The 24,806-nt window shown below is 51.5% G+C and carries 19 protein-coding genes; 6 read left to right on the forward strand and 13 right to left on the reverse strand.

Annotated elements, in window-relative coordinates; translation table 11 throughout:
* The first annotated feature begins 9 nt into the window (after positions 1–9).
* The 6 genes from ACESTD_RS16555 to ACESTD_RS16580 all read left to right on the forward strand — a co-directional run bounded on the left by ACESTD_RS16555 (position 10) and on the right by ACESTD_RS16580 (position 6,657).
* The gene (locus tag ACESTD_RS16555; RefSeq protein WP_005836652.1) at positions 10–600 is read left to right on the forward strand and encodes a DUF417 family protein; all 591 of its coding nucleotides are present in this window, start codon (positions 10–12) and stop codon (positions 598–600) included.
* 4 nt (positions 601–604) lie between these two features.
* Positions 605–1,960, forward strand: a complete 1,356-nt coding sequence (locus ACESTD_RS16560; RefSeq protein ID WP_098032406.1) for an FAD-dependent oxidoreductase — start codon at positions 605–607, stop codon at positions 1,958–1,960.
* Between the two features lie 102 nt (positions 1,961–2,062).
* On the forward strand, positions 2,063–3,232 hold the full coding sequence (locus ACESTD_RS16565; RefSeq protein ID WP_098032407.1) for an ABC transporter substrate-binding protein: 1,170 nt from the start codon (positions 2,063–2,065) through the stop codon (positions 3,230–3,232).
* Positions 3,232–4,269 carry an iron ABC transporter permease gene (locus tag ACESTD_RS16570; RefSeq protein ID WP_034529853.1) on the forward strand — a complete coding sequence of 346 codons (1,038 nt, stop codon included), beginning with the start codon at positions 3,232–3,234 and terminating at the stop codon, positions 4,267–4,269. The genes ACESTD_RS16565 and ACESTD_RS16570 overlap by 1 nt, the downstream gene beginning before the upstream one ends.
* Positions 4,262–5,281 carry an ABC transporter ATP-binding protein gene (locus ACESTD_RS16575; RefSeq protein WP_098032408.1) on the forward strand — a complete coding sequence of 340 codons (1,020 nt, stop codon included), beginning with the start codon at positions 4,262–4,264 and terminating at the stop codon, positions 5,279–5,281. The genes ACESTD_RS16570 and ACESTD_RS16575 overlap by 8 nt, the downstream gene beginning before the upstream one ends.
* Positions 5,278–6,657: an MATE family efflux transporter gene (locus tag ACESTD_RS16580; RefSeq protein WP_005829402.1), complete on the forward strand. Its 1,380-nt coding sequence runs from the start codon at positions 5,278–5,280 to the stop codon at positions 6,655–6,657. The genes ACESTD_RS16575 and ACESTD_RS16580 overlap by 4 nt, the downstream gene beginning before the upstream one ends.
* A gap of 13 nt (positions 6,658–6,670) precedes the next feature.
* Here ACESTD_RS16580 and ACESTD_RS16585 read toward each other — a convergent pair whose 3' ends face one another.
* The 13 genes from ACESTD_RS16585 to ACESTD_RS16645 form a co-directional block, all read right to left on the reverse strand.
* Positions 6,671–7,756, reverse strand: coding sequence for a linear amide C-N hydrolase (locus tag ACESTD_RS16585; RefSeq protein ID WP_195325946.1), 1,086 nt, complete (start codon positions 7,754–7,756; stop codon positions 6,671–6,673).
* Positions 7,757–7,823: 67 nt separating this feature from the next.
* Positions 7,824–8,498, reverse strand: coding sequence for an outer membrane beta-barrel protein (locus ACESTD_RS16590; RefSeq protein WP_005836660.1), 675 nt, complete (start codon positions 8,496–8,498; stop codon positions 7,824–7,826).
* The gene (cbiD, locus tag ACESTD_RS16595; protein ID WP_098032409.1) at positions 8,495–10,390 is read right to left on the reverse strand and encodes a cobalt-precorrin-5B (C(1))-methyltransferase CbiD; all 1,896 of its coding nucleotides are present in this window, start codon (positions 10,388–10,390) and stop codon (positions 8,495–8,497) included. Before cbiD ends, ACESTD_RS16590 begins: the two co-directional genes overlap by 4 nt.
* A gap of 32 nt (positions 10,391–10,422) precedes the next feature.
* A complete protein-coding gene (cobM, locus tag ACESTD_RS16600) occupies positions 10,423–12,276 on the reverse strand; it encodes a precorrin-4 C(11)-methyltransferase (RefSeq protein ID WP_009038551.1) in 1,854 nt (617 codons plus the stop codon).
* Positions 12,277–12,287: 11 nt separating this feature from the next.
* Positions 12,288–13,553, reverse strand: a complete 1,266-nt coding sequence (gene cbiE / locus ACESTD_RS16605; protein ID WP_098032410.1) for a precorrin-6y C5,15-methyltransferase (decarboxylating) subunit CbiE — start codon at positions 13,551–13,553, stop codon at positions 12,288–12,290.
* A gap of 99 nt (positions 13,554–13,652) precedes the next feature.
* Positions 13,653–15,062 (reverse strand): precorrin-3B C(17)-methyltransferase, encoded by a 1,410-nt coding sequence (gene cobJ / locus ACESTD_RS16610; protein ID WP_117599730.1) that lies wholly within the window; start codon positions 15,060–15,062, stop codon positions 13,653–13,655.
* Positions 15,063–15,161: 99 nt separating this feature from the next.
* Positions 15,162–16,061, reverse strand: coding sequence for a helix-turn-helix domain-containing protein (locus tag ACESTD_RS16615; protein ID WP_373158887.1), 900 nt, complete (start codon positions 16,059–16,061; stop codon positions 15,162–15,164).
* Positions 16,062–16,270: 209 nt separating this feature from the next.
* Entirely contained in the window at positions 16,271–17,095 is an 825-nt protein-coding gene (locus ACESTD_RS16620) for a sirohydrochlorin cobaltochelatase (protein ID WP_117599532.1), read from the reverse strand.
* Positions 17,096–17,129: 34 nt separating this feature from the next.
* Positions 17,130–19,199, reverse strand: a complete 2,070-nt coding sequence (locus ACESTD_RS16625) for a TonB-dependent receptor plug domain-containing protein (RefSeq protein ID WP_373158888.1) — start codon at positions 19,197–19,199, stop codon at positions 17,130–17,132.
* Positions 19,200–19,314: 115 nt separating this feature from the next.
* The gene (locus ACESTD_RS16630) at positions 19,315–19,647 is read right to left on the reverse strand and encodes a DUF2149 domain-containing protein (protein WP_005836672.1); all 333 of its coding nucleotides are present in this window, start codon (positions 19,645–19,647) and stop codon (positions 19,315–19,317) included.
* Positions 19,648–19,668: 21 nt separating this feature from the next.
* A complete protein-coding gene (locus ACESTD_RS16635) occupies positions 19,669–20,274 on the reverse strand; it encodes a MotA/TolQ/ExbB proton channel family protein (protein WP_005836673.1) in 606 nt (201 codons plus the stop codon).
* A 33-nt stretch (positions 20,275–20,307) separates the two neighbouring features.
* Complete coding sequence (locus ACESTD_RS16640; RefSeq protein ID WP_005836674.1) at positions 20,308–20,865, reverse strand: hypothetical protein; 558 nt, start codon at positions 20,863–20,865, stop codon at positions 20,308–20,310.
* A gap of 16 nt (positions 20,866–20,881) precedes the next feature.
* A complete protein-coding gene (locus ACESTD_RS16645; protein WP_373158889.1) occupies positions 20,882–24,793 on the reverse strand; it encodes a cobaltochelatase subunit CobN in 3,912 nt (1,303 codons plus the stop codon).
* Positions 24,794–24,806 lie beyond the last annotated feature (13 nt).

Raw genomic sequence — 24,806 nt, forward strand, 5'->3', positions numbered from 1 at the left:
AGAACAAAGATGAAAACGAAATTGCAAAACTTGTTTATGGCTGCGTTGACGCTGGCCGCTTCCACTCAAAAGTTGGGTGTTAATTTGATTCGTGTAGCCATCCTGGTTATTTTCGTATGGATTGGTGGGTTGAAATTCTGGAATTATGAGGCTGAAGGGATTGTCCCTTTTGTGGCGAACAGCCCGTTCATGAGCTTCTTTTATACAAAGAGTGCCCCGGAGTACAAGGAGTATAAGCTGAAAGAGGGCGAGTTCAATGAGGCGAAACATCAGTGGCACGTGGAGAACAATACGTATGGTTTCTCCCACGGTCTGGGCATTCTGATTATGGCCATCGGCATCCTGACATTTCTGGGGATATTCTCTCCGAAAATCGGACTGGCGGGAGCTGCACTGGCCATTGTCATGACAATAGGTACCCTCTCTTTCCTGGTGACAACCCCTGAGGTGTGGGTGCCCGACTTGGGAAGCGAGGAGCACGGCTTTCCGTTGCTGACGGGGGCAGGGCGCTTGGTCATCAAGGATACGGCCATTCTTGCCGGTGCCATTGTCGTACTGTCTGACAGTGCAAAAAGAGTATTGAACCAATTAAGGAAATAGACGTATGAAACAGTATGATGCCATTATCATCGGATTCGGCAAAGGCGGAAAGACGCTGGCTGCCGAGTTGGCAAAACGGAAGCTGGACGTTGCCGTAGTGGAGCGTTCGGAAAAGATGTACGGAGGGACATGTATCAATATCGGTTGCATTCCCACAAAAACATTGGTGCATGCGGCAAAGCATGCGGACAAAGACGCTTCTTGGGAGGTCAAGAAGGCATACTATCGTCAGTCCATTGCAAGGAAGGAAGAGGTCGTCTCTTTCCTGCGTCAGAAGAATTATCACAATCTGGCCGACAATCCTCATATAACGGTCTATACGGGTATCGGCTCCTTTGCAGGTCCGGATGTGGTGGAAGTTGGGATGGTGGAAGGGACATTACAATTGCAAGCTCCCCGGATATTCATCAATACGGGTGCCGAAACCGTCATTCCACCGATAGAGGGGATACAAGGTAACCCACGGGTATATACCAGCACCTCCATTATGGAACTGACTGAGCTGCCGGCACAGCTCGTCATTGTAGGTGGGGGATACATCGGACTGGAATTTGCTTCCATGTATGCTTCGTTCGGTTCGCAAGTCACGGTGCTCGAGGGCTCTTCCGAACTGATATCCCGGGAGGACCGGGACATTGCGGACAGTGTCCGGGAGGTATTGGAACAGAAAGGAATCGTTTTCAGGCTGAATGCACGCGTGCAGTCCGTGAAAGACTCTGACGTCATTTACCGGGATGCGGTCACGGGAGAGGAACATCAGTTACACGCAGATGCCATCCTGCTGGCTACCGGCCGGCGTCCGAATACGGCTGGCTTGAATCTGGCGGCGGCAGGTGTAGAGGTGAATGAGCGCGGTGCCATTGTGGTGGACGACTATTTGCAGACTACCAACCCCAAGATACATGCTATCGGTGATGTAAAGGGCGGTTTGCAGTTTACCTACATTTCTTTGGATGATTACCGCATTCTGCGCGAAGACCTTTTCGGGGCGGGAGAACGCAAGGTGTCCGACCGTGACCCGGTGAGCTATTCGGTATTCATCGACCCGCCGCTTTCACGCATCGGGCTGAGCGAAGCGGAAGCACGCAAGAAGGGATTGAATATAAAGGTCAACAAGCTGCCGGTAGTCGCCATTCCGCGTGCCAGGACTTTGGGCGATACGAACGGACTCTTCAAGGTGGTGGTGGACGCCGATACGGACAAGATTTTGGGATGTACGCTGTTTGGCCCGGAATCGAGTGAGGTCATCAACCTGGTGGCAATGGCTATGAAGACCGGGCAGGAATATACCTTCCTCCGTGATTTTGTCTTTACACATCCCAGCATGAGTGAAGCACTGAATGACTTGATGGGCTTTTAAAGATTATTTAGGCACAATATCCGTCAATTTGCAGGAAGAGCATTTGCGTATCTCCCCAAAAATGACGAATATTGTGCCCGAATTCTATAAACCCCAATAGTCATGACCCGGATATCTGCCATAGGCATTGCACTGCTGTGCATTTTATGCGTAACCTCTTGCGGCTTAAAATCAAGACAGACTACTACCGAATCTTCTTCCGAAACGGGCTATTCTCCGGTTACGACAGACACGGCAGCTACCATTGTACCGTGCTATGCCAAAGGCTATACGGTGAAATATCTTCCGCACCATGTCCGTCTGGTGGATATACACGACCCTCAAAAAGAAAGCAGCAGCACTTTCCACTATGCGCTGGTACCGAAAGGCATAAAGCCTGTCGGCATACCGAGCGACTATACGGTGATTGAAACGCCGGTGGAGCACGTCATGTGTATGACATCCCTGCAACTTTCCAACTTCATCCGTCTGGATGCCTGCAATTATGTGGTGGGCATCACCAGTACGCGCCATCTCTTCAACAAGGAGATGAACGACCGTTTGAAGTCCGGCGAGACCGTGAAGATTGGTATCGAAGGGAACTTTGATAATGAATTGATAATGAGCATGAATCCGGATGTTATCTTTATCTCTCCTTTCAAGCGGGGTGGATATGATGCCATGCGGGAAATCGGTATTCCACTGGTTCCCCATTTGGGATATAAGGAGATGACCCCGTTGGGGCAGGCTGAATGGATAAAATTCATCGGCATGTTTATAGGCCAGGAAGTGGAGGCGAATGAAAAGTTTGCTGCGATAGAGAAGCGCTATAACGAATTGAAGGAGCTGGCTGCCAACGTGAAGAAGCGTCCGATGGTATTCAGCGGCGAGATACGGGGTGGCAACTGGTATGCAGTGGGAGGAAAGAGCTTTCTTGCCGAACTGTTCCGTGATGCCGGTGCGGATTATTTCTTGAAAGACGATCCCCGTTCGGGAGGTGTCACGCTGGATTTTGAAACCGTATATAGCCAGGCGGAGAGTGCCGACTATTGGCGCATTGTCAACAGCTATGACGGGACATTCACGTATGATGCCTTGAAGTCCCTCGACCCGCGTTATGCCGATTTCCGTGCGTTTCGTGAGAAGGGAGTGGTATACTGCAACATGCGTGAGAAACCCTTCTACGAAAGTATGCCCATGCAGCCCGAAATTGTATTGGAAGACTTGATACATGCTTTCCATCCCGATTTGTTGCCTGACTATAAACCGACTTACTACGAACTGCTGAAATGATAAAAAGACCCGTACTTCCGTTGATGTTGCTGACACTGGCATCTATCTTTCTTTTTTTCCTGCTGAACCTGCTTTTGGGGTCGGTTCACATTCCTCTGCGCTCCGTGTGGAACATATTGTGGGGAAATACGGATGAATCCGTTATTTGGCAGAATATTATCTGGAAGTCCCGCGTGCCCCAAGCGTTGACGGCATTGGTGGCGGGAGCAGGGCTGTCAGTCAGCGGTCTGCAGATGCAGACGGTGTTCCGCAATCCGCTGGCAGGGCCTTCGGTATTGGGCATCAGTTCAGGTGCCAGCCTGGGTGTGGCTTGTGTGGTATTGCTGTCCGGGGCGATGGGCGGTGTGGCATTGAGCCGTTTGGGGTATATGGGCGAGGTTGCCTTGTCGGTTGCCGCCATTATCGGTGCGCTGGCTGTGATGGCGCTCATTGTCTATGTCTCCCAGAAGGTGAAGGGCAACGTGACGCTGCTGATAATCGGTGTGATGATAGGCTATGTGGCAAGTGCCGTCATCGGCGTATTGAAATATTTCAGTGTGGAGGAAGATATACGTGCATATGTCATTTGGGGATTGGGTAGCTTTGCCCGTGTTTCGGGCGACCAGATGGTGCTGTTTGTCTGCATCATGGCTGTGCTGCTTCCGTTGTCCTTCCTGCTGATAAAGACGATGAATCTGTTGCTGCTGGGCGATGGCTATGCACGCAATCTGGGACTGAACATCAAGCGGGCACGCCTGCTGGTTATCTCATGCTCCGGTGTGCTGGTGGCTATTGTAACGGCCTATTGCGGTCCGATTATGTTTATCGGATTGGCGGTTCCCCATCTGTGCCGTGCCATCTTCCACTCTTCGGACCATCGGGTGTTGATGCCTGCCACATTGCTGGTAGGCGCTTCCCTGGCATTGGTCTGCAATCTGATAGCCCGTATGCCCGGCTTTGAGGGAGCTTTGCCGGTCAACTCGGTGACGGCACTGGTAGGTGCGCCGGTAGTGGCTTCTGTACTTTTTAGAAAACGGAAAGGAGAATTGAATGAATAAGGAAACCATACATATAGAGAATCTTTCCATCGGTTACCCCGGCAAGGGGGATGTGAAAGTGGTGGCAGACGGCATTTGCGCCGGAATCAACAGTGGTGAGCTGACTTGCTTGTTGGGAGCTAATGGAGTGGGGAAGTCCACGCTGCTTCGTACGTTGTCTGCCTTCCAGCCGAAACTTGGCGGAAACATATTTATTGAAGGAAAAGAGATTGGGAACTATACCGACAAGCAGCTTTCGCGCGTCATTAGTGTGGTGCTGACGGAGAAGTGCGATATACGCAATATGTCCGTCGTAGAACTGATAGGTCTGGGGCGTAGCCCCTACACCGGTTTCTGGGGAACTCTTTCGAAAGAGGACAAGACTGTGGTGGACAAATCCATCGCCCTGGTAGGCATTCCCCATCTGGCACACCGCATGGTGCATACGCTGAGTGACGGTGAACGGCAGAAGGTGATGATAGCCAAGGCGCTCGCCCAGGAAACTCCCGTCATCTATCTGGATGAACCGACAGCTTTCCTTGATTTTCCCAGTAAAGTAGAGATGATGCAACTGCTTCACCAGCTCAGCCGGCAAACGGACAAGACGATTTTCCTTTCTACTCACGACCTGGAACTGGCCCTGCAGATAGCGGACAAAATATGGCTGATGGACAAGGTGAACGGCGTAACTATCGGTACGCCCGAGGACCTTTCGTTGAACGGCAGCCTGAGCAACTTCTTTGCCCGTAAGGGTATTGCCTTTGATTTGGAAACGGGACTGTTCAGGGTAGCCAATGAATATACCTCCCAGATACGCTTGGCGGGCCACGGGCAGAAGTATGCCATGGTGCGCAAGGCACTCCAGAGAAACGGGATTCTGGCAAACCGGAATGTTGAATCGGAGATTTATATCGAAACCGGAGATTTGAAGGGAGACGGCAGCTTCGTATTCCATCGACCGGGCAAGGAGCCGGTAACAGTGTACTCCATTGAGAAATTGCTGCAAATAGTCTTGTCATTCCATTCCCTATGATGCACCATTCTGCAAAGGATAATTATGTCCACTTAACGACGACTCCGGTCCCCCGGCTGATTACGTCATTGGCTGTGCCGACCATCATCAGCATGCTGGTGACGTCCTTCTACAACATGGCAGATACCTATTTTGTGGGTAAAATAAATACCCAGTCTACGGCTGCCGTAGGTATCGTGTTTTCTGTGATGTCCATTATCCAGGCTGTGGGATTCTTCTTCGGTCATGGTTCGGGGAACTACATCTCCCGTAAGTTGGGGGCGCAGGAAACGGAGAGTGCCGAGAAGATGGCATCCACCGGCTTCTTTTTTGCCTTGTTTATCGGAGCGGCTCTGGCTGTGCTGGGATTGCTGTTCCTTACACCGCTTTCCCTTGCTTTGGGGTCGACGCCTACTATTCTTCCGTATACGGAGCGCTATTTGGGAATCATTCTGCTGGGTACTCCTTTTATGACCGCCTCATTGGTGCTGAATAACCAAATACGTTTTCAAGGTAATGCGGCGTATGCCATGGTGGGGATTGTGAGTGGGGCGGTCATCAACGTGGTGCTCGACCCTATCCTGATTTTTGTATGCGATATGGGCATATCCGGTGCCGCACTTGCCACAGTAGTCAGCCAGATATGTAGTTTCATCCTTTTGCTATATATGGGGCGCAGAGGAGGAAATATACGTATACGTTACAGAAACTTTACGCCTACACTGGCTTTCATCAAGGAAATTATTGGGGGTGGAACTCCGTCACTCACCCGGCAGGGACTGGCAAGCGTGGCAACCATTTTGCTGAACGTGGCGGCCGGTGCATATGGTGACGCAGCTATTGCAGGGATGTCCATTGTGACGCGTATCTCTATGTTTATCAATGCTTTCCTAATTGGTTTCGGGCAAGGCTTCCAACCGGTATGCGGATTCAATTATGGTGCCGGGCTGTATGCCAGAGTGCGCCAAGGATTCTGGTTCTGTGTGAAGGTAGGCTTTTTCTTTTTGCTGGTTTGTGCGGTGGCAGGTATGGGATATGCCGAGGAGATTGTCTCCATCTTCCGCAAGGGAGACCCTGCTGTTGTAGCTACCGGTGCGGCAGCATTGCGCTGGCAGTTCATCACCTATCCGTTGGGTGCATGGATTGTGGTCAGCAACATGATGCTGCAGACTATCCGCAAGCCCGTACGCGCTACGATACTTTCCTCTGCCCGTCAAGGGCTGTTCTTCATCCCCCTCATCTTCATTCTTCCTTATTTCTTAGGACTGAAAGGGGTGGAAATGTGCCAGGCGGCGTCGGACATGCTGACCTTCTTCCTCGCCATTCCATTGACCTGCGGGGTGCTGGCGGAGATGAAGAGGAAGGAGGCGGAACAACTGCAACAGCGGCAATCTTGAAGTTTCTGCGTCCCTATTCAATTTTCACGGGAGCTATCGGTTGCCGCTTCACTTTATCGAGGGGAGCTGCATGGTACTCGATGCGCCCGAAGTCTATCTGTCTCAAATCAATGCTTCTGATTGTACTGTTGTACATGGTGCGATAGTAGATGATACCGTTTGTCATATCTGTGGCCGATGTCCATTGGGTGGCACTTGGAATATTGGCAGGAACCTGGCCGAGGGGAAACTCGATGCCTACGGGTATATCAAAGTTATTCAGTATCTGAAAACATTGGAGAACGGTTTCCTGTGCGGTATTCTGTGGTGGTGTAGAAGTCTGGTAGAAAGCGGCACGGATAAAGCGGGAAGGGGGAGTCACATCTCCCGGAATTCCCAAAAAGCCGCTTCCCGAACCGAAAGGGGCTATAGTCACATTGCCCAGCGATTTGCTTTTGGCACTGCCCGGGTAGAGGTTCACATAATTGTTTAAGTTGGTCATCTGCCAGTCAAAGCCGGGGGAGTTTGTCAATACTCCCAGTTTGTTTTCATAGAAACGGGGCTGTCCGTCGATGAACTCCAATACCAGTTGGCGGCCGGTCTTGTCTGCAATCCGCCAATGTACGGTGGAGGTGCGTGGGTCAATGGCTATGACCGTCACATTTTCAATAGCCTCCTTTACCTCGTCCACAGTAGAAAAGCTTCCCAACAGCCATGATACCAATTGTAAATCGGCTATGCTCGACGCTTTTCGTGTGGGGTCGTACTCCTCATATTTGCCATATCCGGGAAAGTAGAACAGCCCGGCGGAGAGCCCGGCTTCATTCAGACCTTCGGCCACGAACTCCTTTTGCTCCACTGCCAGGCCTACGTAGCCATAGCGTGAGGTGAACTCCATGCCGGACAGACTGCCTCCGGGTGTCAGTGATTGTTGCGAATAACCGCGCGGTACGATGACGTACTGGCTGTTCAGCTCACTGCCTCCCCATTCGATGGTGCGAGCTACGACGTGCGCATTGTCTTTGGCCGTCAGGGTGATACCGGTACATGCCTCTGCTGTTTGAGGGGCGAAGGTGAGGGCTGTCATTGCTGCCAGCAGGATAGGAATTCTTTTTGCCATATTATTCAGTTTATATTGTTGAGTATCTGTTTGTATACTAAACAACTCTGTATGGCAAAATGTTCCCTTACCAGAACCGGTACCCCAGCGTAAAGAATGCGGCGAAGTTCTTGGGAAAATATCCTCCTTCTTCCGAATGACCTATCATCTGGTTTATCTGCTCATTGACTTTTACCAGTCCCACTTGTGTCTCTGCACCGATGATGAATCTTCTGTATTCAAAAGTAAGTCCCAGGGCAATACCTGCATCGAAACGGTTGTTACCCATTTTCCCGTCTACCATACTGCCGAAAGTGTCTATCTTGAACTGGTATCCTCCCTGCATACTGCTGCTGCTATAATCGTAGGTCTCGCCGGAGGTCTTGCCTGCCACGCCTATGGCCGCATAAGGGCCGACGCTCAGCGAGGCATGATAATCCCTGCCCAGATGGAGGCGGGCCGCTATCATGAGGGGGATTTGCAGATACAGTTCATGCATTTTGGCCTTGCCGATGTGGCTTATCTCGTCTTTACCGCCGATGGACACAAACTCCAATGCGGATTGCAGCACCCAGGTCTTGTTGAGGACATATTCTGTACCGACACCAGCTTTGTAAGCTATTTGGGTGTCACTACTGGAGTGTTTTCCATGAAAATGGGAGGTACCGATTCCTGCTTTTGCATGAAAGGACAGCGGGCTTTGTGCCAGACCGGTCAGTACGGTCATTGCCATACAGACGGTAATGATTATCTTCTTCTTCATGAGTAAATTTTTCCGTTTTCGGTTATGAGTAATATTGTTAGTTCGCCATTGGGCAGTAAGGGGGCACAGTGCCGGTGACAGAGCTCAATCAGTGCCTTGCCAAACTTTTCCAGCAGCTCTTCGGGAATGATGTCCCAGAGTTCGCGCGCCAGGTTCATCTGTCCGATGGCGGCAAGTGTTTCTTCGCTGCATCCCGTCTGGCGTGCCAGGTCTTGAATGAATTCCTTATTCATGGTCACTTTCTTGCTGTGGGTATCCAGATTGCCTTCGGCCAGTTTCACGGCCTTTCCCATCATCACGCCGAGGGTGACGTGCGGTACTTGCTCTTCGGCTGCTATTTTCAAGGTTTCGCCGATAAAGTTGCCGTAATGCACGAAAGCCTGGGGGGGGAGGTCGGGATAATACGCCTTGATGAAACGTTCGCTCTTTGCGCCGGAGCTGATGACGATACGAGGGTTCCGGGTTGCCTTTGCCACTTCCATGGACTTCCGGATGGAATTGATGAAGGCTTCCGAGGAGAATGGCTTCACGATGCCGGAGGTCCCGATAATGGAAATGCCTCCTTCGATACCGAGGCGGGGATTGAAGGTGCGTTTGGCTATTTCTTCTCCACCGGGGATGGAGATGGTAATGAGAATAGGATTGGGCTGTTTGGCAATATGGAGGCGTTCAAGCCATAGCTTGACGTTCTTCTTTATCATTTCGCGTGGGGTGTCGTTGATGGCAGAGCTACCGAGCTCAAGTCCCAGACCGGGCATGGTGACGACACCTACGCCTTCGCCGCCGCAGACGATGATGTTGTAGTCGTCCTGGGGAGTGTCTTCCGGCAGCGGGTCGTCTATGCGGAAAGGTATGGCTATATTGGCCACAACTTTCATTCCGTTGGTGATGTCCGGGTCGTCGCCGGCATCCTTGATGACGGTAGCGCTTGTCTCGAACATGCCGTCACCGTTTTCCAGAAGGTCGGAGTGGGGAATATGGTGCTGAGGCTCTACGGGAACCTGGATGGTTTCTCCGTTGGGAAGAACTACCGGAAATTCCGTAGGACGCTTTTTGAAGTAGATATTGAATACATCCCAGGTGGCGGCTACGGCGGCAGCGGCGGCACATGTTCCGGTGGTCAGTCCGCTGCGCAGGGGGAAGAAGTCGGGTAAATGTTTCTCGATTATGCGGCGCAGGCCATGCTCGCCGTTTACACAGATAAACTTGTCGGATGTCTTGGGGCGGCAGATGGCAAAGATGCGTATACCCAGTTGCCGGGCAGCTTCCACCTTTTCGCAGAATCCGCCCGATATCCCGCTTTCTTTGAGGAGGATGGCTTCGGGATGAAGCTGTTTCATCAGGACTTGCTCGTCTTCTCCGGGCGTGTAGTAGTAGAGGTTCTTCTCGGAGAAACCTTGTTCCCGGGCGAGCTTGCGCGAGCTGTCACGGTCGAGGATGCGGAAGTAACAGCAGGCATTCTGCCACAAAGGCTTCAGCTTACCTATGGTCTGTACGCCGGTCAGTGCAAGTAAGATGAAAATCTTTTCTTTCTGTATCTTCTCGATGGCATCGTCATAATCCCTGCACCAGGTGATGTGTTCTTCATCGCGTTTCGGGAAGATACGCTCGAAACGGATGACGGGGATATTCGATTCCACGGAGACTTGTTCCAGAGTCTCATGCAGCTGTGTGGCAAAGGGGTGCGCGGCGTCTATCAGCAGCTTTATGTGATGCTGTGCACAGAATGTTTCTATTTCTATTGCATCCATCGCGCCTTGCAGGCGGATGCCATTATGCAGAAGTACGTCCTGCTCATCCCCTTTGGTAGAATAGTAGAAAGTTTTTCCGGCTTCTTCAAGGGTTTGGATGGCTATGCGTCCTTCGGTGGTTCCGCCAAATATTAATATCATGTTTGAATGTTTATGGGTGATTAATCGTTGATTTATTTCCGGTACAGATGCTTGAACTCGTGTGCATAGAGCCGTGACAGACCTTCACGGTTGCCGATGGCTTCGCCTACGACAATCATGGTTGTCAAGGTGAGGTTATTTTCCTTCACTATTCTGGCAAGGTCTTTGAGTTCCCCCCTGAATATTTGTTCGTCTTTCCATGTCAAGTGGTAGCAGACAGCTACGGGGGTAGTTTCCGGATATTCCTGCAACAGTTCTTCCTGCACCTGCTTCGCAATGCTTGCACTGAGGAAGATGCACATGGTACTTTGTGAGCGTGCCATGAGATGTAGCTTTTCGCGTTCGGGCATGGGCGTACGTCCTTCGCCGCGTGTTAGGATGATGCTTTGCACTTTTTCCGGAATGGTGAACTGCGACTTCAAGGCAGCTGCTGCCGCCTGGAAGGAGGATATGCCGGGGGTGATGTGGTAGCTCATACCGTGCTGGTCAAAGTAGTTCATCTGTTCCTGAATGGCACCATAGATACATGGGTCACCCGTATGCAGGCGTACGATGAATTTTCCCTTGTCATAGAACTTCTTCATCACTTCAAATTGTTCCTCCAAATCCATGGAAGCGGAGCTGAGTACGGTAGCTCCGGCCTTGGCACAGAGAGTCAGCTCCCTGGGAACGAGACTGCCGGCATACAGAATGAGGTCGGCGCGTTCCAGCATTTGGCGTCCGCGTACGGAAACCAGGTCCGGGTCGCCCGGGCCGGCACCCACTATTTCGATGTGGCCCTGGCGCACAGTTCTTATGTCGAGGGCGGCGGCCACGGTATAGTTCTCTCCTTTCTTTTTGGGCACTAGCAGCCGGGAGTTGTTTGCACTCAGCAAGGCGGCGGCTTCGCTGACGCTGGGGGTGCCCATGTGCTTCATGACGGTTTTGCTGGGATGGGGCACCTCTATCTCTGCCAGTTCCTCGGCTGTATAGAAGTAGACTGGGAACTTCTTTTGGAGCGCTTTCACTACCGGTTCGTCACTTTTGGCTTTAATCGTGGAGATGGAGGCGATGCTTTGGGGCATGATGCCGTATTCCTTCAGCGTGTTCATAATCTCTTTCTCCACTTTCCGCACGGGACCTGCCAGCCGGGCAAGGCCGATGCCGAGGTGTACGACACAGGGCACGTAGCATATCATAGGCATTTCCGGGAAGTTGGGGACTTGGGGAGATACGCACAGAATCAGTTTGAAGCGTGAAGGTTTAATGTCCTGCACCCGGTAGAATACTTCTACATGAGGCGGCAGGTGCGCCTCCATCCAGTCCGTGCCTTCATTGCGCACCGTGAGCAGCAGGGCGGTGGGCTTGCCGGAAACGAAGAGGCTGATATGCTCGTTCATGCATACTCTTTTTTTCTCTTCGGGCGTCTTGGCAAGTTCTGCCAACAGGAGGGTGGAGGGCTCGGCGTTGATGACCGGAAACCACCCGAAACGTTGGGGCAGGGTATCGAGTCCCCATAGACCGGTGCAGTCGCTTTGCGTGGTGACTACCGGTTCGGCCCCGAGGATATTCGCTACCTGGTGGGTCAGTTCGTTGGCTCCTCCGATGTGTCCGGAAAGTACGGAGATGGCAAATTTACCGGTACTGTCCACGCAAACCACGGCAGGGTCGGTATATTTGTTCTTCACGCAAGGAGCGATGGTGCGGACACAGATTCCCATGGCGCCAATGAAGACAAAGGCATCATAGCGGTTGAAGTTTTCCGCTGTGAATTTGCCGGCGGATTCTATATGTGTGCATCCCTCTTCGTGCCTGAGGGTGAAGATTTCGGAGTCGGGAAGTTCGTTGAGCAGTGATTGGGCTATGCTCAAACCGGCTTCGGAGATTAGAATAATAGCTGTTTTCATAATGGGTATGTTTAAGAAAGCGTGGCTTTCATAATTTCAATGGGGTTATATTCGTTCAAGGCGATATGGGTGGAAGGGTGGAGCACCATTCCGTTCCGCTCGATTCCTCGGCAGAACGCCTCCTTGCTTTCTGCCGATACGGAGTTGAAGACGATGCAGCCTTCGGGGTGCAGCACTTGTTTCACTTTCTCTATCATTTCCTCCAGATGTCCGCCGTGTCCACCGATGAAGACGGCATCGGGGCGGGCAAAGGGAGTGAGGTCGGTGTGCAGGAAATCTCCGGTTACCGCCGTAATGCCCGGTGCGCCGAAGCGGCGGGAGTTGGTGTCCATCAGCTCTTTTCCTTCGGGGCGTATCTCGAAGGAGATGACGGCGAGATGAGGAAATTGCAGGCGGGCTTCGATGGAGACGGAACCGGTACAGAAACCGATGTCCCAGAAGACGCGGCGGCGGTTCAGTTTCAATGCCTGCAGGGTGAGCAGGCGGATGGGAGCCTTGGTTATCATGCGGGCGCGTCCGTCAAGATGTGCAAACTCTTCATCGGGGATGCCGAAGGGACGGACTGGAAAGTCTGGGGCTTCGCTACCGTGCAGGGAGTTTGTGCGGCATTGTCCGAGATGGCTGTCCAGCAGCAGGCAGTTGGGATGTTCGAAGTCACCGGAAACCGCTTCCTGGGGTGTCATCCGGCGTATGCGTTCCTTTTCGGGATTGCCGAGATGCTCGCCGATGTATAGTGTGTAGTGGGAGTACCCGTATTCCAGCATGCGGGCGGCAATGGTGGCCGGGGTATGTTCGCGGTCGGTGAGGATGCCTATTTTGGGGGCACGCTCTATGAGGGCACGGTCGAACTCCTGCCAGGGGCGTCCTGTCAGGGAGACGGTGCGCATGTCGTCATACGGCATGACGAGGCGGTGTGCCAATGTCTGCAAGGAATTGAAAGCGGGATAGAGCAGAATGTCTGCCCCGGGAAGCTTGCGCTTTATGGTATTGGCAAAACCGAAGAACAACGGGTCGCCGGAAGCGAATACAATGATGGAGTCGTCCGTCGCCGTCTCTTCGAAGCGGGCAAATATTTCTTCATAACGGGAAAAGACGCGGTCCAGCGGTACGGTGATGGAAATCCATTCGGCCCCGGCAGGCAGCAGAGGACCGACAATCTCCTTATGCCGTATGCCACCGGAGAAAACCTTCCCCTTCCGTATCTGCGCCAGTGCTTCCGGTGGAAAGAAGGGGGAACGGTTGTCATCCATTCCTATGATTATAAATCTGTGTTTCATTCAACGGGTAATCTTATGAAAATATCAAGTAATGTAAAGGGGCATAACAAGTAATGTTATCGGTCGTAACAAGTAATGTTATGGAATGTCTCTTTTCACTTACACATCCCTGCCCGGGCGCAACTGCTCCGCATCGTTGTAGCACAACACGGAGTTCACCAGCGTGGCAGCCAAGTTGCTGCCTCCCTTACGTCCTTCTACGATAATCTTGGGTATTTCCGTAAAGGGTTTCACCATGTGTTTGGACTCCTGCACATGCACAAAGCCTACCGGTGCGGCAACAATGCCCGCCGGATGTGCCTTGCCCTTACGTATCAGGTCGCAGAGTTCCATAAGTGCCGTAGGTGCATTGCCGAATACAAAGAAAGCATCGGGATGCTCCTCCACAGCCAGGCGGATGCCTGCCTGGGTACGGGTGAGGCCTTTCTCTGCAGCCATCGTCGCCGTGCGCGGGTCGCCGAGGTAACATTTCACCTCTATGCCCAGCCGCTGCAAAGCTCCTTTGCGGATACCGCTGGCTGCCATCGTGACGTCTGTGACAATCGTCTTGATTCCGCCTTTCTCGATGGCTTGATACAAGGAAGCCACGGCACCTTCGTCCGTATGCAGCAGATGCTCCATTTCAAAATCGGCGGTGGTATGTATGGCATGGAGTAAAGCCCATTTATGGTCGAGGGGAATATGCTTGTTCTTCAGTTCCTTTTCGATGGTACGGAAACTGCGAATCATGATGTCTTGCCCGATGCCCGTGGCTTCGGTATTCGTGTCCCGGTAATAGCCGCGCGGAGTGATGAAGGCTCCGTTCCATTCGTAGGACTGTGAGTTGCCTATCAATACGACTGTAAACATATCCACCTCTTCGGGATTGAAATCTCCCAGCGTGGTGATGTGTACCGCTTGTTCCGGGCGTCCTGCTTGGCGTACATATCCCACGGGTGTTTCCGGTGAGCGTCCTTCCTGCAGAAAGAGTTCTTTCAAGCGGTAAAGCTGCCAGTAGCGTCCTTCACTTTTGGGGTTGTAGACTGCCGTCACGAAGTCGGCGGCAGCGGCTGCGGTGATACGTCTTTCAATACGTTCCCAGGGAGTCATCAGGTCTGAAAGGGAGATGACGCAGAAGTCATGTCCCACGGGAGCTCCCAGCAGTGAGGCTGCCTTTTGGAAAGCGCTGATGCCCGGCAGCGAAACGATTTCCACGTTGCTGTTCCTTTCCCGCTTCATCTCGTAGACAAGCGGCGTCATACCATAGATGCCCGCATCCCCGGAACTGATGACGCAGACCGTCTTTCCCTGCTCTGCCAGCTCGAAAGCCTGCTCGGCACGGGCGCGCTCACGCTTCATGCCGGTATCTATGCATGTTGTTGAGGGGTGGAGATAAGGGATTACAAATTGGAAATAATACTTATATCCCACCACTACATCTGATTCTTGCAAAGCGGAAATTACGGCGGGAGTTATATCCGATTCATTGCCCGGTCCGATGCCGGCAACAATTATTTTGGGGTGTTTCATATCCATATGTTCTATTGGCATACAAAGATAGAACTTATATTTGATGAAACCGAAAAAACTCTGTGCTAATCCGCGTAATCTGTGGTGAAACTTTATTGTCTAAACCTGCAAGTGCCGGTATTCGCTCGGAGTATAGCCTACGTTCTTCTTGAACACGCGGTTGAAGTGCTGCGAATACTGGTATCCCAGTTCATAGGCAATCTGGCTGACCGTCTTCCCGCTTCCTATAATCATTTCTTTGGCCAGGTCGATGATTTTGTTCTGGATATATTCCTGCGCCGTCTTTCCGGTTTCCTTCTTCACCAAATCTCCGAAATAGTTGGAGGAGAGGAACACTTTGTCTGCGAAGTATTTCACGGAAGGCAGTCCTTCGGTCTGCGGTTTGTCGCTCTGGAAATAGTCGTCTATCAGTGCTTCGAATTTCATCAGGATATCTTTGTTGGCTGCCGAGCGGGTGATGAACTGGCGTTCGTAGAAACGCATGCAGTAGTCCAGCAGCAGTTCGATGTTGCGTGCAATCAGACCCTTGCTGTGCTTGTCGATGGGGCGTTGGATTTCCATCTTAATCTTCTTCAGACAGTCGAGGAAGATTTTTTTCTCGTCTTCGGACAAATGCAGTGCCTCGGTAGAGGAATAGGAAAAGAAGGAATACTGCTTTATTCCTTGTCCCAGCGAGGTGCCTTTTATCAGGTCGGGGTGGAACAGCAGGCCGGAGGCGCTGGGCTGCATACCTTCCGGCATGTTGACCTCAGTCACCTGGCCCGGGGCGAAGCTGGTTACCGTGCCTTCCTGGTAATCGTAAAACTGTTTTCCATAGCGTATATCTCCGCATTTGGTGTTTTTGAGGAAAAGGGCGTATACGCCATAGTTCAACGTGAAATGTCTGGGGTATCCGGTGGCTTCGGACAAGTCGACTACGCTGACCAGCGGGTGCAGGGTTTCGAGACCGAACATCTTGTTGTATTGGTCTACTGCATTGAGCTTGATTACTTCTTCCATAAACGTTCCTGTTAGTTTTGTACAAATGTAGAGAATAATCCGGAAAGTTCCATATCGCAGGAGGAGGAATCCGTAATATGGTTACAAATGTCCGTAATCTGTGTACATTGAAAAGAGTTACACCCTTTGTCCGAAATGGTGTAGCCATCCGGAGCAAAGGGTGTAGCCTTGGTATGTAAAAGGTGTAGCCCTTTTACGCTTGCTGGTTATCAATCTTTTAGCATAGCTTTGATGTGTTCCATATAGAGCTGGCGGATGGCTTTGTTTTCGCCCAGTCCCTGCATGCGTACATTCACTTGATAGCCTTGCTTTTCAAGTTCCGTCTTCCACACGCCGGCAATGTCTTCCTTGGTATGGTTGCCGCATACCAACAGCAACGGAACCAATGTCACGCTCTTGGGGCGTGTCTCTTTCAGTTGCAGCAGGGTTGCGTCCAGGGTAGGATATCCTTCAATGGTGCTGACGTGGAAGTTCTTCAGTCCATGGGCTTTCATCATGAAGTCGAGCATGGCGTAAGTAGTCGTGCTGGGTAGCTGGTTGCCGTGCCCCACATAGACAATGTCTTCTTTCTTTTCCGGCTGTTCGGCGGTCAGTATACCGATTACCTTCTCGCAGTCTTCGACGGAGTAGAGCAGGGGATTTCCCACTTTTATCTCCTTGAAGAAGGGACGGAGCTTGTCTGCATCCCTGCGGACGGAGGTCATCTCACTGCCTTCTATCAAGGTGGTGCTCTGGACGTAGATGGTCCGGTAGCCTTCGGCGCGAAGTTTCAGCAGTGCATCCGTAGGGCTGTCTTTGTACACACCCTCCTTGGCAAGTCTTTTTCGTACAATCGGCGAGATGTATGCTTCGCGCACTGTAAACTGCGGAAAGGCTTCTTGTGCCTCACGGGTCACGACGTCGAGCGTCAAGGCACGTGTCTGAGGGTCCGAACTGCCATAATGGGTGATGAGCAGAGCCGCCTTCTCCTCTTGTTGTGCGGAGGAGAAGAGGCTGATGCCGAGTAAATAGAGAGTGATGAAAAAATGTTTCATAATTGTTGTTGTTTCTAAATGCGTTATGGAGAGATTATTTTAGTCTGAGTGCCAGGCTGATTACTACCGAACGTCCCGGAGAATACAAGGCGAAGTTCTTGTTCAGCGGGCGGTTGTCCTTCTTGTTGAAGATATTGTCTATGCCGATGCCCGGTTCGATGACAAAGTTGCGGAAGCCGTCGAAGGTATGGCGGGTATTGAGGTTCCAGATGCCGTAGCCCGGAGCATTGCCGTCCGCGTCACCCGGATAATAGACTTTGCTTTGCAGACGACCGTTCAGGTTGAGGTTCAAGGTATAGTCGCTCCAGCTGTGTGTATAGTTTCCGGTGATGGTGGCTGTATGGCGTATGCTGCGTTCGATGTTTTGCCATTCGCCTCCTTCGTTCAGACCGCGTCCATAGGCGTAGGTATAGTTTCCGGCCAGGGTGAAGCCCGGGAACAGATTGCCGTTCAAGTTCACTTCAAAGCCTTTGACGGTAGCTTTCTCGAAATTGAAGTAGTTCTTGACACTTAGGTTTTTCGTAGATGAAAGGTCACCGATTTCGGGGAACTCTTCACGCAACTGGTTCTGCTCTGCTTCCGGTAGGTCATCGAATTTAGTGGATTTGGAAGTTACCATGTTCTTTACATAGTTCAGATAGCCGGTGACGGAAGCACTGAAACGGTTGGTGCGGTATTCCATGTTGATGGAGTAATAGTTGCTGCGTTCGGGGTCGAGGTTCTCGTCACCCAATGAGATGGTGGCTCGTGTACCCATTGTCTTCTTGAACATGTGGTAGTAGAGCTCGTCAATTCCCGGAGCGCGGAATCCGGCAGCATAGGTGGCACGTACATTGAAGTTGCCTATGTTGTACATGGCTGCCACTTTGGGGGTGAAGCGTCCGCCCGTCTGTTCGTGATGGTCGTAGCGTACACCCACAACACCGGTCAGATGGTTCCATAGCTTCACTTCATGCTGGCCGTAGGCTGATGTCGTATAGACACTTTTGTCCAAATCGGAGTCGGGACGGCGGAGTACTTCACGGCGATAGTCTACACCGAACACCGTAGTGCTGTTGGTTGTAAAACCGAAGATACCTTTCAACTCGGCATCATGGAATTTCTGAAGCTTGGTAAGCGCATACTGTCCGGGCAGGTATCCGCTGTTTTCTATCAGGTATTTGTAGCGTGATGCGTAATTGTTTCCTGAATAGTCGAACTGGATAACGTTGCGTTTACTCAGTTTGTATTTGGCGCCTGCCCCCCAGTTGTAACCTTCGTAGGCAGTGTTGTACTTGCTTCCGCCGGTGATGTCTTCGCGTTCTACCGGACGTTCGAGTCCGCGGTTGTAGTATCCGCCGTTGGCATAGAAGGAAAGCCGGTCCGTAGCATCATAGGTAAACTTCTGCGAAAAGTTATTCGAGCTGTAGCCCAGGGAGAGCGGGGCAATCGTTTCGATGATGTCTTCTCCGTCTTCTGTCAGACGGCTGTTTTGCCAACCGTCGGAGTGGTCGTATTTATAGGAAGTATAGGACCCTATTTTTCCTTGGGCGATGTCCAGATTCAAGCCTTGGGAGAATTGATTCTTTCTCGTATAGCTGCTATTGCTGCTGAAGGCTACCACATCTTTAGGCTCGTTGGTAATGATATTGATTACACCGCCGATGGCATCCGAACCATAAAGGGAAGAAGCTGCTCCGTTCAGCACCTCGATGCGCTTGACGCGGGTCATGTCTATTTGGTTGAGGTCGATGTTACCGGTGATGTCTCCCGTGACCTTGCGTCCGTTTACCAATATCAGCACGTGCTTGTTGGAGAGTCCGTTCATCATCAGATAGGACCCCATCGCGTTCGGACGGAAGGAGAGCGAGGGTACCATCATGGTCAAGGCCTGCTGGAAGTCGGTGATACCGGCACGCTTTATCTCGTTGGCAGTGATAACCGATACCGGAGACGGAGTGTTCTTCAGTCGCTGATGTGTACCCGTACCCGTTACTACGACCGGGTTCAACTCGTGAGTTTTCTTGGTCATATCGTCGCTGTCACCTTTTTCTGCTTGTGCATAGGCACCGGTGGCGATGATTCCTCCCATAAGGAGAACTGTGAGAAGTCTTTTCTTTATCATATATTGTTTTATTTTATATAACGCTGCAAATGTACATACCATTATCGGAGGGTGAAATACTTAATAGTTGTTATACTGCGATGGCCAAATAGCTATTAATAGGTACTGTATTCCCTTATTCCGGCACATAGATAATCTCTCCATTTTCAAGCTGATAGGCAACTCCCACTTTCTTTCCTCTTTTACCGGAGGTCTTTGGGTCTTCGCTGGGAGTGTATTTCTTGATTTCCTGCCCTTCTTTGGTAATGATTTCCATATTTTCCTTTCCGGGATTCTTCACCATGGTGAAGTCTTCTTTAGAAAACATCTCCGTCATATTGAAGCGGGAGACGAGAGCCACCATCAAGGCTACGGCAAAGACCATTGCTACGTCAAAAAGATTGGCTACCGTACCCATGGGGTCGGAGTCCGAATCGCTGTGCAGTAATCTGTTTCTCTTACTCTTCATAGTTTTCGTATCGTTAGTCCGTTATTCCTTTTCGGCCGTTTGGCGGCTTATCACTTTGTACAGATATTCCAAGTCGTTCATTTCGCGGGCATACCAGCGTTGTTTCACTTGCAGGGTAATGATGCCGACAGCAGCAATGACCAGCCCTACCACTGTAGTGGCAAAAGCCACCTGCATATTGTAGGCCATGGAGGAGATGTCTCCTTGTGCCAGCCCCACCAGTGCGGGACCCATCGGGATGAGGGTACCCATCAGTCCCAACATGGGACCCAGTTTGATGAATGTACGCGAACGTTCCAACTCCTTCTCGGCTTCCACTTCATAGTTGGCAAGCAGGTGTTCGCAGTAGGCAGCGTCGTCCCGGTGTGCGGACAATTTGGACAAGCTGCGGAGGAGAGGGGAGTTGCCTGCCGATGGGAGTTGCTGCAGCAGTCCGTCTATATTCTCTGGGATGATGTTCTCCAGTGTTTCAGTGAATTGCTTCTGTAATTTCATCCGCTGGTAGAACTCGCCGAAGAAACCTCCCGCAAGGATAATGGCACGTAGAAAGAATAGCAGCAGCAGGACTACGACGGGAACCAGCAGCCCGTTTGAAATCCAGAACAGTGTGTTTGAGATTGTTTCCATATATCTTTTTAGTTTTTAATTCTTTAATTTATTTCAATAGCCCGTAGCAATGATGCTCAATATAACAATGAAAATATTAACAATGAACAGTACTTCCAAGCGCAGTGGTTTATCACCGATAGCATGCCGCAGCAGAAGGCTCCCAGCACAAACTGCAAAGAAAGTAACACCGGCTGCTATCCATGAGAGACTGCCGAAATCTATTCCGGGAAAAGTGAAAAGCAGCAGTGCCAGGACATAGCATATTACTCCGCCTATCAGTATGCCGGGGTATAACTTCAGGAAGAGGGTGACCGCTTGTTTGAAGGCCGTGTTGCGGGTACGCATTTCTGCGAAACAGTCGAAACAGAAAGTTATCATTACGGCGGCTTCCAGAGTGACACATACCGACAAGTTCAACATCTGCGGGCGGGAGGCAAAGAAAGCTGCCACCACGGTCTTGGACTGTTCCGTCATCCATGGAGTCACCAGCCACGCAAAAAAGGCATAGCCTGCGGCAACCGTCCACATTCCCCAGCGTGGATAGAACCCCACCTTTAATAGAAAATTGAGGGCGATGAATAGGGCTAACAGATGAATGGCGTATTCCATAATACTCTGTTTCTATTTATTCTTTTTTTCTTTTCTTCAACAGTACGACCAGTCCGATGAAGGTGATGACGACAAGACTGCCTGCAATCACTCCGTTCACCCTGTTCTTACGTACCGTTTGTTCGGAAGTCAGTTTGTGTTCTTTCAGTACGACATCCTTGCCATCGGTTGCGGATGCTTCGTGTACCTCCTTCATGTTCTGGGTATAGGTCTGCTTCTCGCTATTATCCAACTGGTCGGCAACGAACGACTGTAGCTTGTCATTGTCGCAAACGAATTCGGTACAAGCGGCACCTTTTTCGCGTGTGATTTGTGCATGCAGGGAAGCAGTGGTTTTCAGTTGCTCATCAGATGCTTTCCAGTAACCTTTGCGGGCGCTTTCCAGCATGACGGCTGTCATAGCCTGGAATGCGGCGGGATTGACGCGGAGGAAGTACTCGTGAATGCCCAGCTTATTCTCATCCTTTATATACATTCTATACAAGTCATTGAACAGTTCTTTGTCCATGGCCGACGGACGCATGACGTGCCAGCCGAAGATGTTGCGGAAGATTTCGCCGAACATCTGCGCCGAACCTTCCCCGCCTTTCATCCGCTCTTGTATAAAGGTAGGGTTCAAGATGGTGGAACGTGTCTCTACGGCAATGGCCTCTTTGGCATCCTGCATGCGGCGGTTGGTCCGGTTGCGGTAGTCTGCCATATAGGCATCCGGTTCCTTGCCGGTCACGGTTTTGACGGTGAGCGAGAGTCCACCCGTAAATTCGTATACATGATCCAGGGAGATGGGGCCCCATGTGTTACTTTGACGGGGCTGGATGACAACATCCGTTTCGGACAGTGCCGAGGCAAACAAACCTTCCTGGACGTCTCCCCAATTTCCGTCGTCCCCATAAGAGGCACCCATATTGTTGAGGTATCCTTCGGCTATCTCCTTTTCGCTTTCCCACGAGCCGCTGTGCTCGGTATAGGCCATCATACCGGTACTGTATCCGCTGTTGATCGGTCCGAATACACGCATCACAGACATTTCACGGGCACGTTTGGGGGAAGTTCCCTTTTCCACCAGTAATTTTTCCTGCAACAGTGTACCCGATGCCACATAGTTGGGATAGGTCTCATCTCCGGCTTCCGATGCCAGACGTATAGCATCGGTCAGTAACTTCAAGCGGGAACCGGCTATGTCGCGTAGCTGTCCGGACACTTGTACCAGCACATTGATGCGCGGACGCCCCAGTTCTTCACTGGGCACCAGTTTCAGGTCAACCACTCTGCCTTGGGCGTCGCGTACGGGTTCTACTCCCAGCATCCAGAATACCTGGGCCAGCGTAGCTCCTTCCGTATTGATGAATTCGCCTGCCCAGAAGGTATAGCTTACTTTCCGGGGATATTCGCCGTGCTTGCTGATGTACTGTTTTAAAGTCGCTTCTGCCAATCGCTTTCCATCTTCCCAAGCCCTTGGGTTGGGAGTATTCTCGGCGTTGATGCTGTACATGTTGCGTCCGGTGGGCAGAACGTTCGGGTTCAGTACGGGGTCACCTCCCGGCGCAGGGAATACGGTTCCTCCGCTGAGTGCACGCACCATGGCATTCTGTTCGTTGACGGAGGAGGCAAGCAACTGTTCGCGATAGAGTAGGGCGGGGCGAAGCTCCGGTGCTACAGATGCAGTATCCTTGGGTGGATTCTGGAGTAAGGCGGTCAGTCTTTTCCTGGCGGCAGGCAAGTAGTGGTGGGCTATATAGGTGAAGTCTTGCAACTGCTCTGTGGTGATTTTGCCTTTATCGCGGTCCTTGCGGGCCGTTTCGTATGCCAGCGGGTCGGCAGCGACGGCGAGAGTGGTGGTCAGCAGGTCGCGGTCAGAATAAGGCTCGTTCATGGTGTAGTACGCACCCAGTATCTTTTCGTTGGCTATCTCTTCGGTGAAGGCATCCAGACGTTCCAACTCCTCGGCTGTATAGGGTTCGCCGGATATGGAATCCAGATTGAGGTCGCGGTGCAGCCCCAGGCGCATGGCCTCTTTTTTGATGTTCATTCCCAGAGCCCGGTGTTTGGCAGTCCCTTCGTCCAGCACTTTGTGAATATCTTCCAGCAAGGCCGAATAGCGTTGGCGCATACCGCTCTCCACGTAGGGCGGAGTGAGATGGGTGACCAGTACGGCATGTGTTCGGCGTTTGGCAATGATACCCTCGCCTACGTTTCCGGTGGTATAGAAATAGAAGTGGGGGAGGTTACCAATCAGTACATCCGACCAGTCGGCCTGCGACTGTGCCACATTCTTTCCGGGCGTGTATTCCAAGTTGCCGTGGGTGCCGAAGTGAATCACTGCATCTGCCTTGAATCCTTTTTGCATATACAGATAAGGAGCCAGGTAGCTGTGGGGCGGCGCTACCGGCATTCCATGCACCAGTTTGAACTCATCATCTCCCAATGCCGGGCGGGGCTGGGGGAAGAGTAGGATATTGCCGAATTGCAGGCAGGTAATGGCAATACTGTCCTCTGTTACCAGCAGATTGCCGGGCGCATCTCCATATCTGTCTGTCACTTCCTGATATTTCTCGGGAAGGAGTACTTCGTGTGCCCATTGTTCGTATTGCTCGGTAGAAAGCCATATCGGGTGTGCCGTTTTCAAAAACTGTTCTTGTGCTCCTTTGGCATACGAACCCATGACGGCACCGTCACGATGTATCCGCTTGCCGAACTCCTCTACAGTAGCAGGCAGTCCACTGACGTCGTACCCTTCCGAACGCAGGCGTTTCAAGAAGTTATAGAGTGAAGGAATCACTTCCATACCGCTTGCCAGCAGGGCGTCTTTTCCCGGAGTCTTGAAGTAACAGATAGCAACGCGCTTTTCTTTGTTGGACATGTCTCTCAAGGACATGTACTTGGTAATATGGTCCACTACGGCATCTATCCGTTCATTTTCAGCGGTGTACAGATAGTATCCTTGTTTGTTTTCGTTTTGGGTAGCGATGCAGAGGGGTAGCATGCCTCCATCTATCTCAGGCACCACTACACGGGCGGTCAGTGTGCCACCGCTGACGGGGGTATCCGGGTCCAGCCATTCCTCGTGGGGCTGAATCAGCGGGAAGGGCATGAATAAAGGAATGTTTTCCTGGTGCAGCCAGTTGATGAGTGAGTCATTGCCCAGCCGTCCCATAGGCAGGTAGACTACTGCATCGGGATGGAGGGTACGTATCATATCGGCACGCGGTTGACCTCCGGCTGTGAAAGGATAGACATTGAAGCCTGCTTGTGTCAAGCACGTGATGAGGGAATCTACGTGGGCACGGTTTCCTTCCATCGGAAAGTTGAGTCCGGAAATCAGGGCAAGGTTGCGTCCGTCCTCATGGTAGAGATTTTTTTCTTTCAGATAGGCGGTCACCTCTTGCGGAGTACTGAAGTAGCGGCCGTATTCGCGGTGGTAGAACATGTTCTCCAGCAATGGGATGGGAGGCTCGTAATCCTGGTGTCCCCACCGGTGGGGAGTGGCGATGTGGCGCAGGTAGAGTAAGGCATTCCGGTAGTTGTGCTTGTTGCCGTTCTTGAGATACTCCCGTAGCGTATGCTGTTGTTCATTGGTAACATTGTGATTGAGGGAGAGGGTGAAATTTCGTAACGTATTCGTAAAGACTGGTACTCCGCTGGCACCCACCCGTTCCACTTCGGCAATCTGGCCGTCGTCAAGGTATAGCCCTCTGCTGTACATCACGATGGCATCATAGCCGGAAAGGTCCTTTACCTCTTCTTTTTTTATGCAGGTGACTTCTATCCGGGCGCAGTCATTGTTCAGGGCAATGTCGGCAGCTTGTGCCAGGGTTGCGTTGATAATAAGTATATGTGTAGGAGCAAGCCAGTACTGATAGGCCGCAAAGCTGCAGACAATCAATAGGGCTATGCTGCCGAGGAATATTCCAAGTCTTTTCTTATTCATACAAGTTTATTCT

This window comes from Bacteroides sp. AR20, assembly GCF_964250605.1.
Classification (GTDB): domain Bacteria; phylum Bacteroidota; class Bacteroidia; order Bacteroidales; family Bacteroidaceae; genus Bacteroides; species Bacteroides uniformis.

Coding starts and splice junctions, on each gene's coding strand:
- cobM (WP_009038551.1), bottom strand. CDS start 12,276: ATGAAAACAGCTATTATTCTAATCTCCGAAGCCGGTTTGAGCATAGCC.
- ACESTD_RS16560 (WP_098032406.1), top strand. CDS start 605: ATGAAACAGTATGATGCCATTATCATCGGATTCGGCAAAGGCGGAAAG.
- ACESTD_RS16630 (WP_005836672.1), bottom strand. CDS start 19,647: ATGAAGAGTAAGAGAAACAGATTACTGCACAGCGATTCGGACTCCGAC.
- ACESTD_RS16590 (WP_005836660.1), bottom strand. CDS start 8,498: ATGAAGAAGAAGATAATCATTACCGTCTGTATGGCAATGACCGTACTG.
- ACESTD_RS16635 (WP_005836673.1), bottom strand. CDS start 20,274: ATGGAAACAATCTCAAACACACTGTTCTGGATTTCAAACGGGCTGCTG.
- ACESTD_RS16615 (WP_373158887.1), bottom strand. CDS start 16,061: ATGGAAGAAGTAATCAAGCTCAATGCAGTAGACCAATACAACAAGATG.
- ACESTD_RS16555 (WP_005836652.1), top strand. CDS start 10: ATGAAAACGAAATTGCAAAACTTGTTTATGGCTGCGTTGACGCTGGCC.
- ACESTD_RS16580 (WP_005829402.1), top strand. CDS start 5,278: ATGATGCACCATTCTGCAAAGGATAATTATGTCCACTTAACGACGACT.
- ACESTD_RS16645 (WP_373158889.1), bottom strand. CDS start 24,793: ATGAATAAGAAAAGACTTGGAATATTCCTCGGCAGCATAGCCCTATTG.
- ACESTD_RS16575 (WP_098032408.1), top strand. CDS start 4,262: ATGAATAAGGAAACCATACATATAGAGAATCTTTCCATCGGTTACCCC.
- ACESTD_RS16620 (WP_117599532.1), bottom strand. CDS start 17,095: ATGAAACATTTTTTCATCACTCTCTATTTACTCGGCATCAGCCTCTTC.
- ACESTD_RS16585 (WP_195325946.1), bottom strand. CDS start 7,756: ATGGCAAAAAGAATTCCTATCCTGCTGGCAGCAATGACAGCCCTCACC.
- ACESTD_RS16640 (WP_005836674.1), bottom strand. CDS start 20,865: ATGGAATACGCCATTCATCTGTTAGCCCTATTCATCGCCCTCAATTTT.
- ACESTD_RS16625 (WP_373158888.1), bottom strand. CDS start 19,199: ATGATAAAGAAAAGACTTCTCACAGTTCTCCTTATGGGAGGAATCATC.
- cbiD (WP_098032409.1), bottom strand. CDS start 10,390: ATGATATTAATATTTGGCGGAACCACCGAAGGACGCATAGCCATCCAA.
- cobJ (WP_117599730.1), bottom strand. CDS start 15,062: ATGAAACACCCCAAAATAATTGTTGCCGGCATCGGACCGGGCAATGAA.
- ACESTD_RS16565 (WP_098032407.1), top strand. CDS start 2,063: ATGACCCGGATATCTGCCATAGGCATTGCACTGCTGTGCATTTTATGC.
- cbiE (WP_098032410.1), bottom strand. CDS start 13,553: ATGAAACACAGATTTATAATCATAGGAATGGATGACAACCGTTCCCCC.